The sequence below is a fragment of the Polaribacter glomeratus genome, from assembly GCF_002954665.1.
Lineage (GTDB): Bacteria > Bacteroidota > Bacteroidia > Flavobacteriales > Flavobacteriaceae > Polaribacter > Polaribacter glomeratus.
This window is the reverse complement of the sequence record NZ_MSCM01000002.1, coordinates 1236340-1257253: the sequence shown is the minus strand read 5'-3', so window position 1 is coordinate 1257253 and position 20914 is coordinate 1236340. Positions and strand designations below refer to the sequence as shown.

22 protein-coding genes are annotated in these 20914 nt (G+C 30.9%); 12 read left to right on the top strand and 10 right to left on the bottom strand.

What is annotated here, in order from left to right:
• The first annotated feature begins 39 nt into the window (after positions 1-39).
• The 7 genes from BTO16_RS15570 (at position 40) to murI (ending at position 7271) form a co-directional block, all read left to right on the top strand.
• Positions 40-939 carry an NAD kinase gene (locus BTO16_RS15570; protein ID WP_105022567.1) on the top strand — a complete coding sequence of 300 codons (900 nt, stop codon included), beginning with the start codon at positions 40-42 and terminating at the stop codon, positions 937-939.
• Between the two features lie 106 nt (positions 940-1045).
• The gene (gene porG, locus BTO16_RS15565; RefSeq protein ID WP_211298241.1) at positions 1046-1723 is read left to right on the top strand and encodes a type IX secretion system protein PorG; all 678 of its coding nucleotides are present in this window, start codon (positions 1046-1048) and stop codon (positions 1721-1723) included.
• A 3-nt stretch (positions 1724-1726) separates the two neighbouring features.
• Positions 1727-2470 carry an isoprenyl transferase gene (locus BTO16_RS15560; RefSeq protein WP_105022566.1) on the top strand — a complete coding sequence of 248 codons (744 nt, stop codon included), beginning with the start codon at positions 1727-1729 and terminating at the stop codon, positions 2468-2470.
• Between the two features lie 7 nt (positions 2471-2477).
• The gene (gene bamA / locus BTO16_RS15555; RefSeq protein ID WP_105022565.1) at positions 2478-5003 is read left to right on the top strand and encodes an outer membrane protein assembly factor BamA; all 2526 of its coding nucleotides are present in this window, start codon (positions 2478-2480) and stop codon (positions 5001-5003) included.
• Positions 5004-5066: 63 nt separating this feature from the next.
• The gene (locus tag BTO16_RS15550; RefSeq protein ID WP_105022564.1) at positions 5067-5867 is read left to right on the top strand and encodes an OmpH family outer membrane protein; all 801 of its coding nucleotides are present in this window, start codon (positions 5067-5069) and stop codon (positions 5865-5867) included.
• A 35-nt stretch (positions 5868-5902) separates the two neighbouring features.
• Positions 5903-6409, top strand: coding sequence for an OmpH family outer membrane protein (locus BTO16_RS15545; protein WP_105022563.1), 507 nt, complete (start codon positions 5903-5905; stop codon positions 6407-6409).
• A gap of 67 nt (positions 6410-6476) precedes the next feature.
• Entirely contained in the window at positions 6477-7271 is a 795-nt protein-coding gene (murI, locus tag BTO16_RS15540) for a glutamate racemase (RefSeq protein WP_105022562.1), read from the top strand.
• On the opposite strand, the gene BTO16_RS15535 is transcribed toward murI, so the two are convergent.
• The 6 genes from BTO16_RS15535 to BTO16_RS15510 all read right to left on the bottom strand — a co-directional run bounded on the left by BTO16_RS15535 (position 7268) and on the right by BTO16_RS15510 (position 12347).
• A complete protein-coding gene (locus tag BTO16_RS15535) occupies positions 7268-8251 on the bottom strand; it encodes a PorP/SprF family type IX secretion system membrane protein (protein ID WP_105022561.1) in 984 nt (327 codons plus the stop codon). The genes murI and BTO16_RS15535 overlap by 4 nt on opposite strands.
• A 508-nt stretch (positions 8252-8759) precedes the next feature.
• Positions 8760-9227 carry an ExbD/TolR family protein gene (locus BTO16_RS15530; RefSeq protein ID WP_105022560.1) on the bottom strand — a complete coding sequence of 156 codons (468 nt, stop codon included), beginning with the start codon at positions 9225-9227 and terminating at the stop codon, positions 8760-8762.
• Positions 9228-9247: 20 nt separating this feature from the next.
• The gene (locus tag BTO16_RS15525; RefSeq protein WP_105022559.1) at positions 9248-9871 is read right to left on the bottom strand and encodes an ExbD/TolR family protein; all 624 of its coding nucleotides are present in this window, start codon (positions 9869-9871) and stop codon (positions 9248-9250) included.
• A 4-nt stretch (positions 9872-9875) separates the two neighbouring features.
• Entirely contained in the window at positions 9876-10337 is a 462-nt protein-coding gene (locus BTO16_RS15520) for a hypothetical protein (protein ID WP_105022558.1), read from the bottom strand.
• Between the two features lie 8 nt (positions 10338-10345).
• Positions 10346-11068: a MotA/TolQ/ExbB proton channel family protein gene (locus tag BTO16_RS15515; protein ID WP_105022557.1), complete on the bottom strand. Its 723-nt coding sequence runs from the start codon at positions 11066-11068 to the stop codon at positions 10346-10348.
• Positions 11069-11309: 241 nt separating this feature from the next.
• Positions 11310-12347 carry an asparaginase gene (locus tag BTO16_RS15510; RefSeq protein ID WP_105022556.1) on the bottom strand — a complete coding sequence of 346 codons (1038 nt, stop codon included), beginning with the start codon at positions 12345-12347 and terminating at the stop codon, positions 11310-11312.
• Between the two features lie 96 nt (positions 12348-12443).
• On the opposite strand from BTO16_RS15510, the gene BTO16_RS15505 reads away from it, so the two are divergent.
• Positions 12444-13142, top strand: coding sequence for a zinc metallopeptidase (locus tag BTO16_RS15505; protein ID WP_105022555.1), 699 nt, complete (start codon positions 12444-12446; stop codon positions 13140-13142).
• 397 nt (positions 13143-13539) lie between these two features.
• Here the strand turns inward: BTO16_RS15505 and lepA are convergent, their stop codons facing one another.
• The gene (gene lepA, locus BTO16_RS15500; protein WP_105022554.1) at positions 13540-15336 is read right to left on the bottom strand and encodes a translation elongation factor 4; all 1797 of its coding nucleotides are present in this window, start codon (positions 15334-15336) and stop codon (positions 13540-13542) included.
• Positions 15337-15549: 213 nt separating this feature from the next.
• On the opposite strand from lepA, the gene BTO16_RS15495 reads away from it, so the two are divergent.
• Positions 15550-16134, top strand: coding sequence for an SOUL family heme-binding protein (locus tag BTO16_RS15495; RefSeq protein ID WP_105022941.1), 585 nt, complete (start codon positions 15550-15552; stop codon positions 16132-16134).
• Here the strand turns inward: BTO16_RS15495 and BTO16_RS15490 are convergent, their stop codons facing one another.
• The 3 genes from BTO16_RS15490 to BTO16_RS15480 all read right to left on the bottom strand — a co-directional run bounded on the left by BTO16_RS15490 (position 16135) and on the right by BTO16_RS15480 (position 17877).
• Positions 16135-16410 (bottom strand): EF-hand domain-containing protein, encoded by a 276-nt coding sequence (locus BTO16_RS15490; protein ID WP_105022553.1) that lies wholly within the window; start codon positions 16408-16410, stop codon positions 16135-16137.
• Positions 16411-16490: 80 nt separating this feature from the next.
• Positions 16491-16769: an EF-hand domain-containing protein gene (locus BTO16_RS15485; protein ID WP_105022552.1), complete on the bottom strand. Its 279-nt coding sequence runs from the start codon at positions 16767-16769 to the stop codon at positions 16491-16493.
• A 1-nt stretch (position 16770) separates the two neighbouring features.
• Positions 16771-17877, bottom strand: coding sequence for a TolB family protein (locus BTO16_RS15480; protein ID WP_105022551.1), 1107 nt, complete (start codon positions 17875-17877; stop codon positions 16771-16773).
• Between the two features lie 62 nt (positions 17878-17939).
• Between BTO16_RS15480 and BTO16_RS15475 the strand changes: the two genes are divergently transcribed.
• The 3 genes from BTO16_RS15475 to dusB all read left to right on the top strand — a co-directional run bounded on the left by BTO16_RS15475 (position 17940) and on the right by dusB (position 20705).
• The gene (locus BTO16_RS15475) at positions 17940-19163 is read left to right on the top strand and encodes a M28 family peptidase (RefSeq protein ID WP_105022550.1); all 1224 of its coding nucleotides are present in this window, start codon (positions 17940-17942) and stop codon (positions 19161-19163) included.
• A gap of 132 nt (positions 19164-19295) precedes the next feature.
• On the top strand, positions 19296-19697 hold the full coding sequence (locus tag BTO16_RS15470; protein ID WP_105022549.1) for a DUF4345 domain-containing protein: 402 nt from the start codon (positions 19296-19298) through the stop codon (positions 19695-19697).
• Between the two features lie 6 nt (positions 19698-19703).
• Positions 19704-20705, top strand: a complete 1002-nt coding sequence (gene dusB / locus BTO16_RS15465) for a tRNA dihydrouridine synthase DusB (protein WP_105022548.1) — start codon at positions 19704-19706, stop codon at positions 20703-20705.
• Positions 20706-20914: the final 209 nt, after the last annotated feature.

Sequence of the window (20914 nt, the reverse complement as noted above, 5' to 3'; positions counted from 1 at the left end):
AAACTTAGTTCTAGTGTTTTTTAAAGACAATTAATAAGTATGAAGAAAGTTGCAATTTACGGTCAATCCTATTCAATTTCAGCAGAGAAAGAAATTCAGATTTTATTGGATGTTCTTCTTGAAAATAATATAACCTGCTTAATTGAAAAGCAGTTTTATAAATTATTAGTAGAAGGCAATGTTTTAGAGAAAAAATACCCAACTTTTTCTCATTTTTCTGATTTAAACACCTCTTTTGATGCCTTTTTTACTTTAGGTGGCGATGGCACTATATTAAGAGCAGTAACATATATAAGAGACTTAGGGATTCCTATTTTAGGAATTAACACTGGTCGATTAGGGTTCTTAGCAACCATCAACAAAAACAACATAAAAGAAAGTGTTGAACAAATTTTAAAAGGTGAATTCTCAATTCAAGAAAGAACGCTACTTTCAATAAAAACGGTGCCAGAATTAGCGCCATTTAAAGAACTTAATTTTGCCTTAAACGAAGTTACAATTGCAAGAAAAAACACTACATCTATGATTGGTGTTAGAACTTGCTTAAATAAGGAATATTTAACAAATTACTGGGCAGATGGTTTAATAATTGCTACACCAACAGGCTCTACGGGCTACTCTTTAAGTTGTAATGGTCCTGTAATTTCACCTGGTTCAAAAAATGTAGTCATTACTCCTATTGCACCTCATAATTTAAATGCAAGATCTATGGTAATTTCTGATGAAACTAGTATTCAACTTACTATAGATTCTAGAGAAAAAGACTTTTTAATCTCGCTAGATTCTAGAATTACATCAGTGCCAAAAAACACAAAAGTGTATATAGAAAAAGCTAATTTTACCATTAAAAGTATTACACCCAGCAATCAATCATTTTTAAAGACTTTAAGAAGTAAATTATTGTGGGGAGAAGACACCAGAAACGAAACCAATCTTTAACAAACTAATTACAATAAAACATCAAAATAGTTGTTATTCAAAAAAGACCGATTATTAACTCTTTAAAGCAAATTGAAATACATATATTTGCACGCTATTTTTTGGGATGAAGAACTATATTTTATTACTAATTTTTATGAGCTTTACGGGTATCTCGTTGGCACAAGTGTATGAAATAGGAATTTCTGTTGGGGGCGCTAATTATGTTGGAGATATAGGCAGGACCACTTATATATATCCTAATAAAGTTGCAGGAGCTGCGTTTTTTAAGTACAATAAAAATCCAAGAATGGCATTAAGAGCAACCTATAGTTATTTACCAATTAGTGCAAATGATTTAGATGCAGACACAGATTTTAGACGAGATAGGGGTTTAAGTTTTAACAATACAATAAACGAGTTGGCAGTAGGTTTAGAATTTAATTTTTACGAATATGATTTATCATCACCTGGTAAAACGTGGACACCTTATATTCTTCTAGAATTAGCAGCTTTTAATTATAAATACATAGCTTCCGAACCACAACCAGATCAATATGAATACAATTCGAAAAATTCATTTTCTGTTCCGTTTGGTGTAGGATTTAAATCTAAATTAGCTGGTTCTTTTGCTTTTGCATTAGAAACAAAATTTAGATATACTTTTGAAGATGATTTAGATTATAATAATGAAAAGATAGCGAAACTAAATTTTGGTGGCACCGGCAATGATTGGTATATGTTTACTGGCTTTTCATTAATTTATACTTTTGGACGACCAGCTTGTTACACAAACGGACTATAATATATGGATAAAAAACTACGCATCGATTTACTAAGAGTACCAAAACACGTTGCCATTATTATGGATGGTAATGGTCGTTGGGCTAAAGGTAAAGGAATGAGTAGAATTTTTGGCCATAAAAATGCGCTAACAGCTGTAAGAGAATCTATAGAAACTGCTGCTGATATTGGTGTTGAGGCCATAACTCTTTATGCATTTTCTACAGAAAACTGGAGTCGTCCTAAGATGGAGGTAGATGCGTTAATGAAACTACTAATTAAGTCTCTCAAAAAAGAACTTCCCACATTTCAAAAAAACGAGGTACAAGTTAATGCAATAGGGAATATTGATAGTTTACCAGATAATGCCCAAAAAACATTAGCAGAGGTTCGCGAACTAACAAAAAAAAATACCAGAATCATTTTAACTTTAGCATTAAGTTATGGTTCTAGAGAAGAAATTGTTAAAGCAATCAAAAACATATCTAAAAAAGTTGTTAATAAAGAGCTTGATTTAGAAAATATTGATGAAAATACTATAAATAACCATTTATATACATTTAATTTGCCCAACGTTGATTTAATGATAAGAACTAGTGGAGAACAACGCATTAGTAATTTCTTATTATGGCAAATGGCATATGCCGAATTGTATTTTACAGATATACTTTGGCCAGATTTTAGACAAGAACATTTTTATGATGCAATCATAGAATATCAGAACAGAGAAAGACGATTTGGAAAAACAAGCGAACAACTTACAGAATAAAGTTTACATGAAATTATTTTCTGCAACATTAGTGCTTTTTGCACTTTTTTTTAATTTTAGTGCTACAGCACAAACAAAAAAAGACAGTTTATCGATTGTAAAAAAAGATACTACTCTTAACAGTAATGTCTCCTTCGAAAAAGGAAAAGAATATATTTTGGGCGGAATCACCGTTACAGGGCTGAAAAAATTTAGCGAAGAAACTGTAAAAGTTTTTACAGGTTTACGTGATGGTCAAACTATAAAACTGCCAGGTGACAAACTTACAAGTGCTATCAAAAAATTATACGAAAGCAAACAGTTTAGTAATGTAGATGTTTATTTAGCAAAAATAGATGGCCAGACTGTATATGTGCAGTTTGATGTACAAGAACTACCACAACTAAACAACGTAAAAATTATTGGTATAAAAAAAGCGAAAGCTAAAGAACTTATAAAAGATGCTGAATTAAAAACTGGAGCAATGCTTACAGATAATTTAATTGTAACTACCAAAAACTACATCACCAAAAAATATACAGACAAAGGGTTTCTAAAAACAAAAGTTAACCTCGATGTAAAAAATGACACTTCAGACATTAACACTGTTAACATGAAAGTGTTCATAGATAAAGGTTCTAAAATTAAAATTAAAGATATTCTTTTTTCTGGTAATAAAAAACTATCAAATAAGGCACTTAGAAAAGTGATGTCTAACACCAAAAGAAAGTTTTTTGGCCGTTTTTGGAAAGGATCTAAATATATTGAAGAAGAATATCAAGAAGATTTAGAAAGTATCTTAGACAAGTATAGCCGATTAGGTTTTAGAGATGCTCGAATTTTAAAGGATGAAGTTTCTTGGAATGATGACAATACAATTAACATCAATATTGATTTAGAAGAAGGAAGACAATACAGGTTTGCTGATATTTTATTTGTTGGAAATAAAGAATACACAGACGATCAATTAAGACAAGTTTTAAGGATCGATAAAGGTGATGTTTACAACGGTGCAGTTTTAAAAGAGCGTGTAAAAGGAGATGGAAAACCAACATCTGACGATTTATCTACCCTATATCAAGACAACGGTTTTTTATTCTCTCAAGTAAACGCAGTTGAAACAAGAGTGCAAAACGACTCTATAACTGTAGAAATTAGAATTAGAGAAGACGAAAAAGCCCGTATTAGAAAAGTTACAGTTTCTGGAAATGATAAAACAAACGATCATGTAATATTTAGAGAGTTAAGAGTAAAACCAGGAGATTTATTTAGTAGAAGCGCAATTATAAGATCTATTAGAGAAATTGGTCAATTAGGTTTCTTTGATCAGAATGTAACCCCAGATGTAGTGCCTGATTATCAAAATAAAACTGCAGATATAGATTTTACGGTTGTAGAAAAAGGTGGTAGTCAAATTGAATTGCAAGGTGGTTATGGTGGTGGATCTTTTATAGGTACCTTAGGTTTATCTTTTAATAATTTTTCTATCAGAAATATTTTTAATGGAGAGGCTTACAAACCATTGCCCATGGGAGATGGTCAAAGCTTAGCATTACGTTTACAAACGAGTAGAACTTTTAATACCTATAGTTTTTCATTTACAGAACCTTGGTTAGGTGGTAGAAAACCAAAATCATTGTCATTTTCTGTTTACTCTTCAAGCCAATATCAGTTTAATTTTCAAACTGGAGACGTAGATAAAAATCAAAGTTTAGGTATTATTGGAGCATCGGTTGGTTTAGGACAACGTTTAAATTGGCCAGATGATTACTTTCAGTTATCTCAAACTATAAGCTACCAAAGTTTTAATTTAAACAACTACGGGTTTAGAGTAGGGACAAATATTTTAAATAATGGTACCTTAAACAACCTATCTTACAGTGCTGTTTTTAGCAGAAACTCTGCAGGTCCTAGTTTAATTTTCCCTACATATGGTTCAGAGTTTTCTTTTGCAGTAAAGGCTACATTACCATATTCATTGTTTAGTGATAAAGATTATGCTAATTTAGAAACTCAAGAAAAATATAAATGGTTAGAATACTATAAATTTACCGCAAAAGGAAAATGGTATACTGCTTTTACAGATAAATTGGTATTAATGACAAATGCCGAAATGGGATATTTAGGGTTTTATAATTCTGAATTAGGTCAAAATCCATTTGAAAGATATTTTGTTGGAGGTGATGGTATTGCTCAGTTTCAATTAGACGGTAGAGAAACGGTTGGTTTAAGAGGTTATGAAAACAATAGATTATCATCTGCAGAAGGTGGTACAATATTTAATAAATTTCAATTAGAGTTAAGATATTCTATTACAGATTCTCCTTCTGCATCAATTTATACCTTAGGTTTTTTAGAAGGTGGTAACTCTTATGACAATTTTGAATCATTTAATCCGTTTGAAATAAAACGTTCAGCAGGATTAGGTGTAAGAATATTTATGCCTGCATTTGGTTTATTAGGTATAGATTTCGCGCATGGTTTCGATCCTTTACCAGGATTTACAGAAAAATCTGGTTGGCAAACACATTTTATTATCGGAAGACAATTCTAGAAAAACTTTGCATTTGTAATGTCAACGTTTTTTTGGCACGGTTTTTTCTAATACACTATACAGATGAAAAAAATATTTTTATTAGTCGTTCTTTTATTTACTGCAACAACTTTTTGGTCGCAAAGAAGTCAAATTATAGCTTACATAGACATGGAGTATATTCTAGAAAATGTTCCAGAATACATGCAAGCTCAAAATACTTTAGATGCTAAAGTAGCTAAATGGAAAAATAATTTAGACAAACAAGCACGTCATATAGAAGTTTTAAAATCTGACTTGGCAAATGAAAAGGCAATTTTAACAAAAGATTTAATTGAAGAAAAAGAAGAAGAAATTGAAATAAAACAGGTTGAGTTAAGGAGATTAGAGTCTCTTTATTTTGGCCCAAATGGTGACATGTTTTTAGTAAGAAAACAATTGGTAAAGCCAATTCAAGATCAAGTTTATAATGCGATACAAAGCATTGCAGCAAGGAAAAAATATGATTTTGTATTTGATAAATCTAGCGAGTTGGTTATGCTATATTCAAATAAAAAATACGATATTAGCGAACTTGTTTTATCAACGATAGACAGAACTAGATTGTCTGAGGAAAAGAAGGAAATGATGAATAAAAAGACAGAAGTTCCTAATAAAGATTTAACAGAAAAACAAAAAGAACTAATAGAATTAAAAGAAGAGGCAAAAGATAAAAAAGTAGAAGCTATTGAAAAAAGGGTAGCAGATAACATAGCAAAAAAAGAAGCTATTGCAGAAAAAAGAGCCGCTCTAATTAAAAAGAGAGAAGAACAAAGAAAGATATTAAGAGAAAAAAAAGAAGCGCTAAGAAAACAGAGGGAAGAAGATAAAAAAGAAAATAATTAAATCAAAAAAGGAATAATAATTAAATTAAAACAAGAATGAAAAATTTAAAAACGTTACTATTAATTGCTGTGTTTACTTTGGGTTTAGGTGGTGTTGCAAATGCACAAAAGACGGGTCATATTGACTTTGAAAAATTAGTAGCTGAAATGCCTCAAACAAAAAAATTAAAGCAGGATATCGAAAAGCTTGGTAAAACTTACCAAGATGAAATTGAAGGAATGGCAAAGAAATTAGATGCCAAAATGAAAAAGTATACTGCTGAACAAAATGCTCAGACTCAAGAAATTAATGAAACTAGAGCTCAAGAAGTTCAACAAGAGAGAGCTAGATATGAACAATTGAGACAAACTGCTTATCAAGAAATGCAAAAAAAGCAAGCAGAAGGATTAGAACCTATTATCGAAAAGGCTCAAAAAGCTATTGAAGAGGTTGCAGCTGCTAAAGGTATTTTATACGTTTTAGATGCATCAGTTGGTAAAGGTTTATTAGTTTCTAAAGGAGATGACCTATTTGGAGCAGTAAAAACAAAATTAGGTTTCTAAGAAATCAATAATTAATTAAGATTAAAAACCTACTTTTTAAAGTAGGTTTTTTTATTTTTACAATATGATGAAATCAAACAACCTAGCTATTGGTATTTTTGACTCTGGAGTTGGTGGTACATCAATTTGGAGTGAGATTAGGACACTTTTACCAAATGAAAATACTATTTATCTTTCTGATAGTAAAAATGCTCCTTATGGTGAAAAAAGTAAACAAGAGATTATCGATTTATCTGTAAAAAACACCAATTTTCTATTAAACCAAAATTGTAAATTAATTGTTATTGCATGTAATACAGCTACCACAAACGCTATAAAAATACTAAGAGAAAATTATAAGGTTCCTATTGTTGGTATTGAACCCGCAATTAGACCTGCAGCACTAAAAACTAAAACAAATATAATTGGAATACTTGCCACGAAAGGTACTTTAAATAGCGAGTTATTTGAAATAACTTCTAGCGTAATAAGACAAACAATAACCATCAAAGAAACAGTTGGCACAGGTTTAGTCGAATTAATAGAAAGTGGAGATATTAATTCACTAAAAATAAAAAATTTATTAACATCTTATATAGAACCTATGCTAGAAGAACACGTAGATTGCTTGGTTCTTGGTTGCACTCATTATCCTTATTTAATGCCTATTATTAGAGAAATTGTTGGCGATAAAATACAAATAATAGATTCTGGGGAAGCTGTTGCAAGACAAACAAAAGCTATATTGGATAAGTATCAACTTTTTAATACCGAAACAAAAGGAGGTACATCACAATTCTATATCAATAAAAATAAATCTGTTTTAGAAATGCTTCTTCCTAAAAACAATGATTTTATATCGATAGACGAAACAAACTTTTAGAACCCTCCAAAAGCAGAATTAATATTTGGACAAGCTGCCGCTCTTGGCTCTTTCGTCCATAAATTTATACCTACAGAAACTTGATGAAAACCAGAAGTTGTTAAAACTGTCTCATTCATTTGATTTGTGTATGTATAAGAAAACATTAGATTATCATAATTTAAACCTATAATTGGTGATATAAATTGAGCATTTTCAATACCGTTAGCGTCAAAGTTTTTTCTATAAGATAGTGCTGCCCAAAGTTGAGTATTAGAAATATTTTTATACGCTTTAATATTAAAATCGGCAATTCTTTCTCCTGTTCCTTCTCTAAACTGCAACATTACAGACGGCTCTAATTGAATAGCAAGATCTTCTCCAAAATAATATCCTGTAGAAAAGATATAATTTTTTAAATCTAAAGGTTCCTGAACATTCAAATTATTCTTAGCTGTTAACAATAAGTTTTTAACTGTAAAATATGACGAAAACCCACCTAAGTGATACGCCATGCTAAAATCTGCATTATAATAACTTGTACTCTCTATAATTGCTGCAATTGCTCTATCGCCTGTAAATGTTCTTTGATCTGATTGATTTTGTACAAACGTAAAAGCCAATCCAAAAGAAAGTTGATTAAATATAGTACCATTACTCATAGGTAGGTGATAAGAATAAGCACCTTGTAACCCTTTTTGAGAATGAAAACCGTTTTTATCATTGAATAAGACAAAACCATAACCTGCATTAGAATCTTCGCTTAATCTTGTATGAAAACTCATTGTTTGTAAAGCTGGCGCGTTAGGGATACCCGCCCATTGTTGTCTTGCCGTAAAACGAAGCTTACTAGAATTACCGATACCCGCAGCCGATGGATGCACTAAAAACACATTATCAGAAAGATAATCTTGGTAGATAGGTAACGTTTCTTGAGAATTACTTTTTATTGAAAAAAGAGAGAAAATTAATAAACAAAATATATAGTGGAGTAACTTCATTAAAAGCCAGATTATTTTTAGTTACCAAATATATCGATTTTATAAGAATAAATACTTTTTAACTTACAGTTTTAACATAATATAGCGTGTAAAAAATACTGTTTTAATAAGTATCTAGAATAACCCAAAATAATTTATAATTATGAATCGAATTTATTTAGAATATAATAAAGTTCTAATATTCATTAACTAATGAATAAAATGATAATGATTTATAACGAATGCAACTATCTATATAGATGAACTACTATATTTTTATTAGCTTCGCTAATAATAGTTTTTGCTAATTAATTGAATGTCAATATATTTTATATAATTGTAAAATTTATCTCATTAATAGGATAGTTAATTTTTCTTGCTGCTAAGTAAGGAAAAATATGGATAAATAATCATAAGAGATTTTTGAAGGAGAAATAATATTTCTAAAAGTATGTAACGGATGTAATGTTTAAAATAAAAAAGGGGTAATTCATAAGAATTACCCCTTTTTTAAAAATTTCCTTTATGATTAATTACCAGATCCTTTGGATGCAGAATAACTAATTTTAAGAGCATTTACATCTCTTAATTTTAATCTAATATCAGTAATTGTTCCAACATTTGATTCTTTATCAGCTTTAATTGATGTTGTCATAAAAGGAACCTCTGCTTCAGATACTTTAGTTCTTGCATTAATAATAAATGCAGGCACTTGATCTGCTGAGGCAATCTTATCGTTTAATTGAATTTTATTAAAACCAACTCCGTCTCTGTTAGGATCCTTAGATTTACCAACATAAATAGTACATACCAAACTTTTATGTTCTAACTTTTTAACTTCAGAAGCACTTGGTAATCTTGGGTTTTCAATTCTTAAGTCTGTCTCTCTCATTGTTGTTGTTACCATGAAAAAGAATAATAACATAAAAACGATATCCGGCAACGCAGCAGTATTAACAGCTGGCATTCCTTTTTTCTTCTTTCTAAATTTAGACATATGTTATAATTTAATATTAATTATGATGTTGGCTCTGCATCAGAAATGATTTGAGGATAGCATGTTTTGATATCTTCCACTTTTTTCTTTAAAGCTTCATTTGTTTTGTCAGCATCATAAGCTTCTTCAAGCGCATCAAATGACATACCATAACGTTTCTTAGATAATCTATTTCTAAGATCTGTATATGCTCTTAAAAGCTCATTTTGAACCTGAATATAAGTACCATATTCTGTACCTCTATCACTTTGAACAGATATAATTGCTTTATTTGGATGATCTGATGAAGACTCGCTTCTTTCACCTTCGCAATAATCACAAGATTTACCTGGAGAACCATCTTCACCTGCAGTTCCTACTCCACCACCATTATCAATAAAAGCGATAGCGGCATCTTTCAGATCCTTTACGTCCATTCTTAAATCTTCAACCAATAATTCATTGTTTCTGTTTATAAGAACTACAAATATATTTTTTTCCTTAATAATAGGTGGTACATAATCTGCTGGCGGCTTTTCTGATAACTTCTTAGAGACACCTGAATCTACATTCATTGTCGTTGTTACTAAGAAGAAAATTAATAACAGAAAAGCAATGTCTGCCATAGAACCTGCGTTAATTTCTGGATTTTCTCTTCTTGCCATATTTTTATGATTTTATTAATCCTTTTATTAAATCAAAAACAAAGAATATACTAGCAATACCACCTAAAATGATACTGTACCAAATTCCTGCTCCTACCCAATGATTAATTGATGAACCTGCTTCGCCTCCTGGTTGAACTTTCCCTGCTGCATCGTAAATTACATTACTATCAGATAAGAAATAAGCAACAGCTAAAAGAACTCCTAATACTGCTAATCCTCCTAAAGTTTTCTTTAGGTTTTCTGGGTTTCTAACTAAACTCCATAAAGCGAGTCCAATTGTAATTACAACAGCTGCAATACATAACCAATAAGAGAAAGACACAAGTGGACTTACTAAACTATTTTGTAAATCTACACTCTCTACTATTGCTTGAGAATCTTCCATAAGAACTCTTATGAAAAGAACACCCCCAATAAGCGCTATGGCAGCAATTAAAATATTTAAAATTTTATTACTTTTCATATTGAGTTTTATTTTTTATACTTTACTAATAAATCTATCAAAGAGATAGAAGCATCTTCCATACTGTTTACAATGCTATCGATTTTTGCAACGATATAATTATAAAAAATTTGAAGAATGATAGCTACAACAAGTCCAAATACTGTTGTTAATAATGCAATTTTAATACCACCAGCAACAACTGCAGGAGAAATGTCATTTGCGACAGCAATGTCATTAAAGGCTCCAATCATACCAATTACAGTACCCATGAAACCAAGCATTGGTGCTAATGCGATAAATAAAGAAATCCAAGAAACATTTTTCTCTAGCTGCCCCATTTGAACACCACCATAAGAAACAACTGCTTTTTCAGCTTCTTCAACCCCTTCGTCTAGTCTATCTAAACCTTGGTAAAAAATAGATGCTACAGGACCTTTTGTATTTCTACAAACTTCTTTTGCTGCTTCTACACCACCAGAACTTAGGGCGTCATCTACATTTGCTAATAATTTTTTGGTATTTGTAGTTGCCATGTTCAAATAAATAATTCTTTCAATGGCTATAGCTAATCCTAAGATTAATGCTACTAATACAATTCCCATGAATCCTGGGCCACCGTCTATAAAGTTTTGCTTTAAGATTTGGTGAAATGTTTTTGCTTCTGTTGCCGCTTCTTGAGCGAAAGTTGATTGAATAGCTCCAAAAAACATAAATCCTGTTACAGATAAGGCATTTACTACTTTTTTCATCTCTGTTATAAATTAATTTTAATAGTTAACGGGTTAAAGATATAATTTTCATCTCAAATACAGAAAAAATTGGATACTAAATATTTTTAAAATTTAGGTATCTCGACTCTTTCGTATACGAGACTGCCAAGTAACAAAAAATGTTATGCATAAAAAAATTTATTTTGTGCAATTTGTGTTTTTTTAGCATTTTTATTAAAGAAATCTTTCTTTTTTAATAAATCGATTGAATTTAGGCACTTCATTTATCTGAAATTTCTCCTCTTAAAGATTTTTCGTAATAAAAGGTAAATGTATCCAAGGTGAGGTTTTCGTTTAATAAATACATCAATTTTGCTATTGCAGACTCTGTTGTAATATCTTTTCCGCTTACAACACCTATTTGTTTTAATGCAACACTCGTTTCATAATGACCCTGAATTACATTTCCACCAGAACATTGCGTAACATTAATAATTCTAATATTTTTAGCAATCGCGTCTTTTAATAAGTTTAGGAACCAAATTTCGTCTGGCGCATTGCCAGATCCATACGTTTCTAAGATAACGCCTTTTAAATCTTTAGTATTTAAAATACTTTTTACAACCTTTTCTGTAATCCCTGGAAACAATTTTAAGATTAAAATGTCTGTTACTAGTTTTTTTCTGATGATTAATTTCTTTTTTTCGGCAGATGGTTTATAAATATAATGCTCACTAAAGTTTAAATGAACGCCACTTTCTGCCAGAGGCGGATAATTCATAGAAGCAAAAGCTTCAAATTGTTCTGCATTAATTTTTGTGGTTCTGTTTGCTCTGTATAACTTGTATTCGAAATACAAACAAACTTCAGAAATAATAGGTTTATTGTCTTTTCTGGCGCTTGCAATTTCTATCGATGTAATTAAATTTTCTTTTGCGTCCGTTCTTAAATCTCCAATTGGTAGCTGAGATCCTGTAAAAATTATTGGTTTATGAAGGTTTTCAATCATAAAACTTATCGCAGAAGATGTATATGACATCGTATCTGAACCTGTTAAAATTACAAATCCATCAAAATCGTCATAATTAGCTTCAATAATTTCTACAATATCTTTATAATATTGCGTATTCATGTTGGATGAATCAATAGGAATATCAAAAGAAACACTTTTTATGACACAATTTAACTGCTCTAGCTCAGGTATTTTTTCTAAAATTCGACTAAAATCAAATGCTTTTAATGCATTTGTTTTATAATCTTTGATCATTCCAATAGTTCCGCCTGTGTAAACGATGAATATGTTTGGTTTTTTTGACATTTTGGCATTTTTTTTAATCCAAATTAAAAATGGAATACTTTATGTTGTAAATTTATCGAACAAAAATGAACTAAAATTTTTAAAACAGTATATATTATGATAGGATTTTATATTTTAATAGGTGTGATCTCTTTATTAAGTTGGTTAGTGAGCAATACACTTAAGAAGAAATTTAAAAAATATTCTGAAATTCAGCTACGAAACGGAATGAGTGGCGCCGAAATTGCTGAAAAAATGTTGGCAGATCATGGCATTTATGACGTAAAAGTAATTTCTACTCCTGGTAGATTAACAGATCATTACAATCCTGCTGATAAAACAGTAAATTTAAGTGAATCTGTTTTTAACCAAAGAAATGCTGCTTCTGCAGCAGTTGCCGCTCATGAATGTGGTCATGCTGTGCAACACGCAAAAGCATATGAATGGCTAACAATGCGTTCTAAATTAGTACCAATTGTAAGCCTTACTTCAAACCTTTCACAATGGATGGTTTTTGGTGGTCTTATATTAGGAGCCGGTGCAGGACAAACGGGGATTGGCTTTATGATTGCGGTTGCTGGTTTAATTTTCATGGCATTAGGCACAATTTTTAGCTTTATCACTTTGCCTGTAGAATATGACGCAAGCAACAGAGCTTTGGCTTGGTTAAAAAGTAAAAATATGGTTTCGCAAGAAGAGTTAGCAGGCTCTACGGATGCTTTAAAATGGGCTGCAAGAACGTATTTAGTTGCTGCCTTGGGTTCTTTAGCAATGCTTTTATATTGGGGCTTACAAGTTTTAGGCGGAAGAGACTAGTCTAAAGAACGCCTTTTGTAGCTTAACTCTAATTAAAATTAAAAAATACTCTTGATAAATTTCAAGAGTATTTTTTTTGTGATAATTTTTGAGAATAGTAATTTCTGTTATATATTTAAAAAGTGTAAAGTGTTTTCAAAACCTTATCCTTCCTAAAAAGTTTGCTGGGATTCATGTTTTTATCATAATAAAAAAAGGTAACAGATTAAGCTCAGTTTAAAACAACAATTTTTTTCCTGTCAATTTGAGTGAATTTTAAAAAATTAAGAAATTATATCTAGAACAGATGAAAAAGAACTTCATGGTTCGCAAAAGGTAAATTCAAATAAAAAACCTTTCTGATTTCTCAAAAGGGTTTCTGTCTTATTTCTTAACTCTAAAAGTCTTGGTTCTTTTTCTAGTCATTCAACTTTAAAATTGCCATGAATGCTTCTTGCGGAATTTCTACATTACCCACTTGACGCATTCTCTTTTTACCCTTTTTCTGCTTTTCTAATAGCTTACGTTTACGAGAAATATCTCCTCCATAACATTTTGCTGTTACATCTTTACGCAACGCTTTTGTAGTTTCTCTTGCAATAATTTTTGCTCCAATTGCGGCTTGGATAGGAATATCAAACTGTTGTCTTGGTATTAATTGCTTTAATTTATCTACAATTTTTTTACCAATCGTAAAGGCATTATCTGCATGTAAAAGAGCAGAAAGCGCATCTACAGGCTGTGCATTTAATAAAATATCTACTCTTACCAACTTAGATTCTCTCATACCAATTGGATGATAATCAAAAGAAGCGTATCCTTTAGAAACTGTTTTTAAACGATCATAAAAATCGAATACAATTTCTGCCAAAGGCATTTCAAAAGCAAGTTCAACTCTTTCTGTTGTTAAGTATGTTTGATTTGTAATTTGTCCACGTTTTTCGATACACAAACTCATAACTTGACCAATAAAATCTGATTTTGTTATAATAGTAGCTTTAATAAAAGGCTCTTCTACTCTATCTAATCTCGATGGATCTGGTAAATCTGTTGGATTATTTAGAATGATAATTTCCTCCGGATTTTTCTTTGTATACGCGTGGTAAGAAACGTTTGGTACCGTTGTAATAACGGTCATATTAAACTCACGTTCTAAACGTTCTTGGATAATTTCCATGTGCAACATTCCTAAGAAACCACATCGAAAGCCAAAACCTAATGCGGCAGAACTTTCTGGAACAAAAACCAAAGAAGCGTCATTTAATTGTAGCTTTTCCATTGAAAAACGCAATTCTTCAAAATCTTCTGTGTCTACAGGATAAATACCTGCAAAAACCATTGGTTTCACATCTTCAAAACCATCAATTCTTTCTGTAGTTGGGTTTGCAGCATCTGTAATTGTATCACCAACTTTTACTTCTTTTGCCGTTTTAATTCCTGTAATTAAATAACCAACATCGCCCGTTTTTACAGATTTTTTTACAACTTGGGTCAGTTTTAACGTTCCAACTTCATCTGCAAAATAATTTTTGCCGGTTGACATGAATTTAATTTGTTGTCCTTTTTTAATTTCTCCGTTTAAAACTCTAAAATAAGTTTCTATACCTCTATAAGAATTGTAAACTGAATCAAAAATTAAAGCCTGCAATGGCGCATCTGGGTCACCTTTTGGAGCAGGAATTTTATTAATAATTGCTTCCAAAATATTTTCAACACCAAAACCAGTTTTTCCACTTGCATGGATTACATCTTCTGGGTTACATCCTAATAAATCTACAATATCATCTGTAACTTCTTCAGGATTTGCTGATGGTAAATCTACTTTATTTAAAACCGGAATAATCTCTAAATCATTCTCTAAAGCCAAGTATAAATTAGAAATTGTTTGCGCTTGAATACTTTGTGCAGCATCTACAATTAATAAAGCACCTTCACAGGCTGCAATAGAACGAGAAACTTCGTAAGAAAAATCTACGTGTCCTGGAGTGTCAATTAAGTTTAAAATATATTGTTCACCATTGTGGGTATAATCCATTTGAATGGCGTGCGATTTTATGGTAATACCACGTTCTCGCTCTAAATCCATACTATCTAATAACTGCTCTTTTTTTTCACGATCAGTTACAGTGCCCGTAAAATCTAACAATCTATCTGCTAACGTACTTTTACCATGATCAATATGTGCGATAATGCAAAAGTTTCTAATATTCTTCATTTGTTAAATTTGATTTCTAAAATGTTTGCAAATATAAGCTAATTAAAAAGCAGAAGCAATAAAACATTTTTGCAAAATATTCAAATTTATAGAACTAAAAAACAAAGCTTAATATTGTAAAATTGTATTTCTAAACAAAGACTTTTTATTTAAATAACAACCCGTATAAAGTAAATAATCACTATTTTTAATACTTAATTCAACATCATGAAAATGAAAATTTTATTTATAGTTTTAGGAGTAGTCGCTGTACTTTTTATCTTATTTCAACTCTATTTTGTAATCAGTCAAAAAAATATTGAGAAGTATCCGTATAAAGTGGTTAAAAGTTATGGTGATTTCGAAGTTAGAAATTACGAAGCATCACTTTTTACATCTGTAAAGCTTTCAAACAAAACCTATAAAGAAACTTCTAGCCAAGGATTTTCAATTTTAGCAGGTTATATTTTTGGAGGAAATAATAAAAATGAAAAGATAGCCATGACATCGCCAGTTGCAATGACAATTGATGATGCAACTACAATGATGTTCTTAGTGCCAAAAAAATATACAAAAGAAAGTTTACCAAAGCCAGACGATGGTAATATTGAATTTACAGAAATGCCTGCCAAAAAGATTGCAGCAATTACATTTAGTGGTTGGGCAAATGACGATAAAATAAAGGGTTACAAAGAAAAATTAATTGCTGCTCTAAACAAAAATGGAATAAAATATACTAACAGCTTTTACTTTTTAGGATACAATGCACCCTTCGAATTGCTAAATAGAAAAAATGAAGTTATTGTAGAATTAAAGTAATTAATGACCGCTATCTAATTCTGCTATCGCAACTTTAAATTCGTCTCTATTAATGGTGTCGTCTCCAGATTTATCATAACCTTTTATCATTTCGCCAGCAACAACTCCTCTCAATAGCATGCTAACACCAGCATCTTTTAAGAGCGTTTTAATTTCGTCTCTGTTTAAACGACCATCTTTGTCTTTATCGAAATAAATAAAAGCTTCTTCTGGCGATTTAAATTTTTGGTTGATTAAAATATGAATGTCTTTTAAAATATTTTCTTTTGCGCCCATTGTATTGATTTTTAGATTTCTTTTATTTAATAAAGTTGATTTTAAATTACGGAGATCAAATATGTTAAAAAATATGTTACTTACTTTTTTATTCCTGATTCTTTAATTGCTTGCTGAAATTCTTCCCAACTTACGGTATTATCTTTATTTTGATCAAAACTTTTCATCATAAACTCGGCAACCAAACCCCTTATTAAAACACTAACATTGGCTTCTTTTAATAAGTTTTTAAAATCAGATTTTGTTAACAAACCGTCTTTATCACTGTCATAATGCATAAAAGCTTGTTGCGGAGTTTCAAATTTGCTTCGCATTAAGACCTCTATATTTTCTAATATTTTTTCTCTAGTCCACGCCATCTTAATCTTGCCACTCTGCTATAAATAAATTTGTATCACGGCCTCCTCCATTATTTCTGTTTGATGAAAAAACCAATTTTTTTCCGTCATTAGAAAATACAGGAAAAGCATCAAAAGTTTCTCCGTGCGTAACTCTTTCTAAATTTTTTCCGTCTAAATCTATCATGTATAAGTTGAAAGGAAAACCTCTTTCTGCTTCAAAATTAGAAGAAAATAAAATCTTTTTTCCTGATGGATGAAAAAACGGACTCCAATTTGCGTTTCCTAAATCTGTTAATTGACGAAGTTCAGAACCATCCGCATTACAAATATACAATTCCATTTCTGTTGGTTCCACCAGGCCTTCTGCTAATAAATCTTTGTATGCTTTTATGGCTTCTTTCGTTTTTGGTCTCGAAGAACGAAATATGATTTTTGTACCATCCGGAGAGAAAAAAGCACCACCATCATAGCCAAGTTCATCTGTTATTTGTTTAACATCCGTTCCATCGATATTCATAGTGTATAATTCTAAGTCGCCACTTCTAGTGGATGTAAAAACAATTTTATCGCCTTTAGGAGAAACCGTAGGTTCTGCATCATACCCTTTTTCATTGGTTAATTGTTTTACTATATTTCCTTTTAAATCTGCCACAAAAATGTCGAAACTATCATACACAGGCCAAATATATTTTCCGTTTTTACGCAAAGGCACATCCGGACATTCTTTATCAACTAAATGTGTAGAGGCGTAAATGATGTGTTTGTTATCTGGTAAAAAGTACGCACAAGTAGTACGACCTAAACCTGTTGAAATCATTGGTGGTTTTGAGTCTTTAAAAGTTTCATCAACATTCATTAAAAACATTTGGTCGCAATTGACACCCCAATTTTTATTATTAGACTGAAATACCAGTTGCTTATCATCAAAACTCCAATAAGCTTCTGCATTATCTCCTCCAAAAGTAATTTGTTTCAAGGTTTTAAAATGAATTTCCTCTGGATAAATTAAACTATCTTTTATTTTTACATTTTCATCAGTATTTACAACTTCTGTCTCTTTTTTGTTGTTTTTACAAGCAGTTATTGATGCGGCTATCAACAGTAAAAAAAGTATTTTAAATTTCATTTTTTATAGATTTCAGTAAGTGATAATATTTCTTTAATTTTACAAAAATAATATTTATCATCATGAGAAACACCCTATTTCTAATTTTTTTATCTCTTTTTATATCCTGTAAAGAATCTATAAATCAAGAAACTAGAATTAAAGAAGACGTAACTTTTTTAGCTTCGGATGCGCTAGAAGGAAGACAAACAGGCACAAAAGGCGAAAAAGAAGCTGCCAGTTATATTGTAAAAAGATTTACAGAACTTGGGTTAGCGCCAAAAGGAACCGTAGATTATTTGCAACCTTTTACCTTTAAGCCAAAAACAAATCCGCATGACGAAGTAAAGTTTGATGTAAACGGAGATGGTACAATTACTGGAAATAATGTAATTGGTTTTATAGATAATAAAGCAGAAAACACCGTAATTATTGGTGCTCATTTTGATCATTTAGGTTTTGGCGGCGAAGGTTCTTTATACAGAGACTCTATTAAAGCGATTCATAATGGTGCTGATGATAATGCATCTGGAGTTGCTATTTTGCTAAATTTAGCGGCAAAAATGAAAGGCAAAAACATCAAAAATAATTATCTTTTTATGGCTTTTTCTGGTGAAGAAATGGGTTTATTAGGCTCTAATTATTTTGTGAAAAACCCTACAATCGATACTAAAAAAGTATCCTATATGATTAACATGGATATGGTGGGTCGTTTAAAAAAAGATTCTGCGTTAGCGGTTTACGGCACAGGAACTTCGCCTATATTTAAACAAACTTTAAAATCTCATAACGAAAAGTTTAAATTAATTCAGCAAGAATCTGGCGTTGGACCAAGCGATCACACAAGTTTTTATTTAAATGACATTCCTGTTTTACACTTTTTTACTGGGCAACATGAAGATTATCATAAACCTGGGGATGATTCTGAAAAATTGAATTATGAAGGTATGGAAACCATCAGCAGTTATATTTTTAACATCATTACTGATTTAGATAATAACGGAAAATTACCTTTTAGAAAAACAAAAAATGAAAGTGAAGAAACGCCACGATTTAAAGTTGGTTTGGGTGTAATTCCTGATTATATGTTTGACGGAAAAGGAATGCGTATTGATGGAATATCCGAAGACAAACCAGCACAAAAAGCAGGTTTACAAAAAGGTGATATTGTTATACAACTAGGCGACAGCACTGTTGTTGATATGATGAGCTATATGCGCGCTTTGTCAGTTTTTAAAGAAGGTGATAAAAGCAAAGTGGTTGTAAAAAGAGGAACTGAGGAAGTTGAAAAGGAAATTAATTTTTAAACATATATAATTCTTAAAAAAATCTTTCGAAATGGCAATTTGTCTATAAAAGTTCGTATCGCGAATTGTCAGTTCGAGTGATTCCGATTTTTCATCGGAATTGTATCGAGAATAGTTCAAATATTAAACTTCATGTTCAAAACAAAACAAGATTTTATCAATAAAATACATTTAGTATTCTCTGTTCTAATTGTTGTTCCTGTTTCTTTAGTTTACGGATTTAAACCTGATGCTCAATTTGACATTCATTTAAATACCATTGACGAACATAATTTCTTTAAAGCGATTATGGGTTTGTATTTAGGCTTTTCTATTCTTTGGATCTTAGGTGTTTTTAAAAATCAATACTTAAAAACAGCGATTCAAACAAATATAATTTTTATGTTAGGTTTAGGTTTTGGGCGAATACTAAGTTTTTATATCGACGGAACTCCTACTTTTGGGTATCAATTTGGAACTTTTGCAGAATTATTTTTAGGATGCTACGGAATTTGGGTTCTAACAAATAAAAACACTAATTTTGCAGAAAAATAATCAGTTTTGGTAAAAATAGGCAACATAGAACTTCCAGATTTTCCACTTTTGTTAGCACCAATGGAAGATGTTTCAGATCCTCCGTTTAGGGCTTTATGTAAAGAAAATGGTGCAGACGTTGTGTACACAGAATTTATTTCTTCTGAAGGTTTGATTAGAGATGCTGCAAAAAGCATCATGAAATTAGACATTTACGAAAAAGAACGTCCTGTAGGAATTCAGATTTTTGGCGCTAATTTAGAATCGATGCTACAGACTATTGAAATTGTAGAAAAATCGAATCCAGATATTATTGACATCAACTTTGGTTGCCCTGTAAAAAAAGTAGTTTCCAAAGGTGCCGGAGCAGGTATTTTAAAAGACATCGATTTAATGGTTTCTCTAACAGAAGCCATGGTTAAACATACAAATTTACCAATTACTGTAAAAACACGTTTGGGCTGGGATCATGATTCTATTAGGATTGTAGAAGTTGCCGAACGCTTGCAAGATGTAGGTTGTGCTGCAATTTCTATTCATGGTAGAACCCGCGCACAAATGTATAAAGGTAATGCAGATTGGAAACCAATTGCAGCAGTAAAAAATAATCAAAGAATGCATATTCCTGTTTTTGGAAACGGCGATGTTACGACCCCAGAAAAAGCGATGGAAATGCGCGATAAATATGGTTTAGACGGCGCTATGATTGGCAGAGCTTCTATTGGTTATCCTTGGTTTTTTAATGAAGTAAAGCATTTTTTTGAAACCGGAGAACACTTAGAAAAGCCTACAATTGCTCAAAGAACAGAAATGGCGAGAAGACATTTACAAATGGCAATTGATTGGAAAGGTGAACATTTAGGCGTTGTAGAAACAAGAAGACATTATACTAATTACTTTAAAGGAATTCCACATTTTAAAGAATATAGAACAAAAATGGTCACTTCTGATGATGCAAAGGATGTATTTGCTGCTTTTGATGAAGTAGAAAAAATGTTTGAAAATATGATTATTCCCCAAATCTATTAATTTTTCAATCAATCTTTATTTTTTTGAATTTCATCGATAGTCTTTTGATTTTTAGCTAAATAAACTCAAGAAACTCAATTAATATTGTAAATTTAAATAGTTATTAGAACCGTTCTAATTAATTTAGACTTTTTAATAGTGAAGATTAAATGAAACATAAAGTAAATCTCGATCGCAAAGTATAGAGATCACTAAAAAGAAACATTCTA

Coding starts and splice junctions, on each gene's coding strand:
- BTO16_RS15525 (WP_105022559.1), bottom strand. CDS start 9,871: ATGGCAAGAAGAGAAAATCCAGAAATTAACGCAGGTTCTATGGCAGAC.
- BTO16_RS15515 (WP_105022557.1), bottom strand. CDS start 11,068: ATGAAAAAAGTAGTAAATGCCTTATCTGTAACAGGATTTATGTTTTTT.
- BTO16_RS15485 (WP_105022552.1), bottom strand. CDS start 16,769: ATGGCGTGGACTAGAGAAAAAATATTAGAAAATATAGAGGTCTTAATG.
- BTO16_RS15480 (WP_105022551.1), bottom strand. CDS start 17,877: ATGAAATTTAAAATACTTTTTTTACTGTTGATAGCCGCATCAATAACT.
- BTO16_RS15470 (WP_105022549.1), top strand. CDS start 19,296: ATGTTCAAAACAAAACAAGATTTTATCAATAAAATACATTTAGTATTC.
- BTO16_RS15520 (WP_105022558.1), bottom strand. CDS start 10,337: ATGAAAAGTAATAAAATTTTAAATATTTTAATTGCTGCCATAGCGCTT.
- BTO16_RS15510 (WP_105022556.1), bottom strand. CDS start 12,347: ATGTCAAAAAAACCAAACATATTCATCGTTTACACAGGCGGAACTATT.
- lepA (WP_105022554.1), bottom strand. CDS start 15,336: ATGAAGAATATTAGAAACTTTTGCATTATCGCACATATTGATCATGGT.
- BTO16_RS15550 (WP_105022564.1), top strand. CDS start 5,067: ATGAAAAAAATATTTTTATTAGTCGTTCTTTTATTTACTGCAACAACT.
- porG (WP_211298241.1), top strand. CDS start 1,046: ATGAAGAACTATATTTTATTACTAATTTTTATGAGCTTTACGGGTATC.
- BTO16_RS15495 (WP_105022941.1), top strand. CDS start 15,550: ATGAAAATTTTATTTATAGTTTTAGGAGTAGTCGCTGTACTTTTTATC.
- BTO16_RS15530 (WP_105022560.1), bottom strand. CDS start 9,227: ATGTCTAAATTTAGAAAGAAGAAAAAAGGAATGCCAGCTGTTAATACT.
- bamA (WP_105022565.1), top strand. CDS start 2,478: ATGAAATTATTTTCTGCAACATTAGTGCTTTTTGCACTTTTTTTTAAT.
- BTO16_RS15535 (WP_105022561.1), bottom strand. CDS start 8,251: ATGAAGTTACTCCACTATATATTTTGTTTATTAATTTTCTCTCTTTTT.
- BTO16_RS15505 (WP_105022555.1), top strand. CDS start 12,444: ATGATAGGATTTTATATTTTAATAGGTGTGATCTCTTTATTAAGTTGG.
- BTO16_RS15490 (WP_105022553.1), bottom strand. CDS start 16,410: ATGGGCGCAAAAGAAAATATTTTAAAAGACATTCATATTTTAATCAAC.
- BTO16_RS15560 (WP_105022566.1), top strand. CDS start 1,727: ATGGATAAAAAACTACGCATCGATTTACTAAGAGTACCAAAACACGTT.
- BTO16_RS15570 (WP_105022567.1), top strand. CDS start 40: ATGAAGAAAGTTGCAATTTACGGTCAATCCTATTCAATTTCAGCAGAG.
- murI (WP_105022562.1), top strand. CDS start 6,477: ATGAAATCAAACAACCTAGCTATTGGTATTTTTGACTCTGGAGTTGGT.
- BTO16_RS15545 (WP_105022563.1), top strand. CDS start 5,903: ATGAAAAATTTAAAAACGTTACTATTAATTGCTGTGTTTACTTTGGGT.
- BTO16_RS15475 (WP_105022550.1), top strand. CDS start 17,940: ATGAGAAACACCCTATTTCTAATTTTTTTATCTCTTTTTATATCCTGT.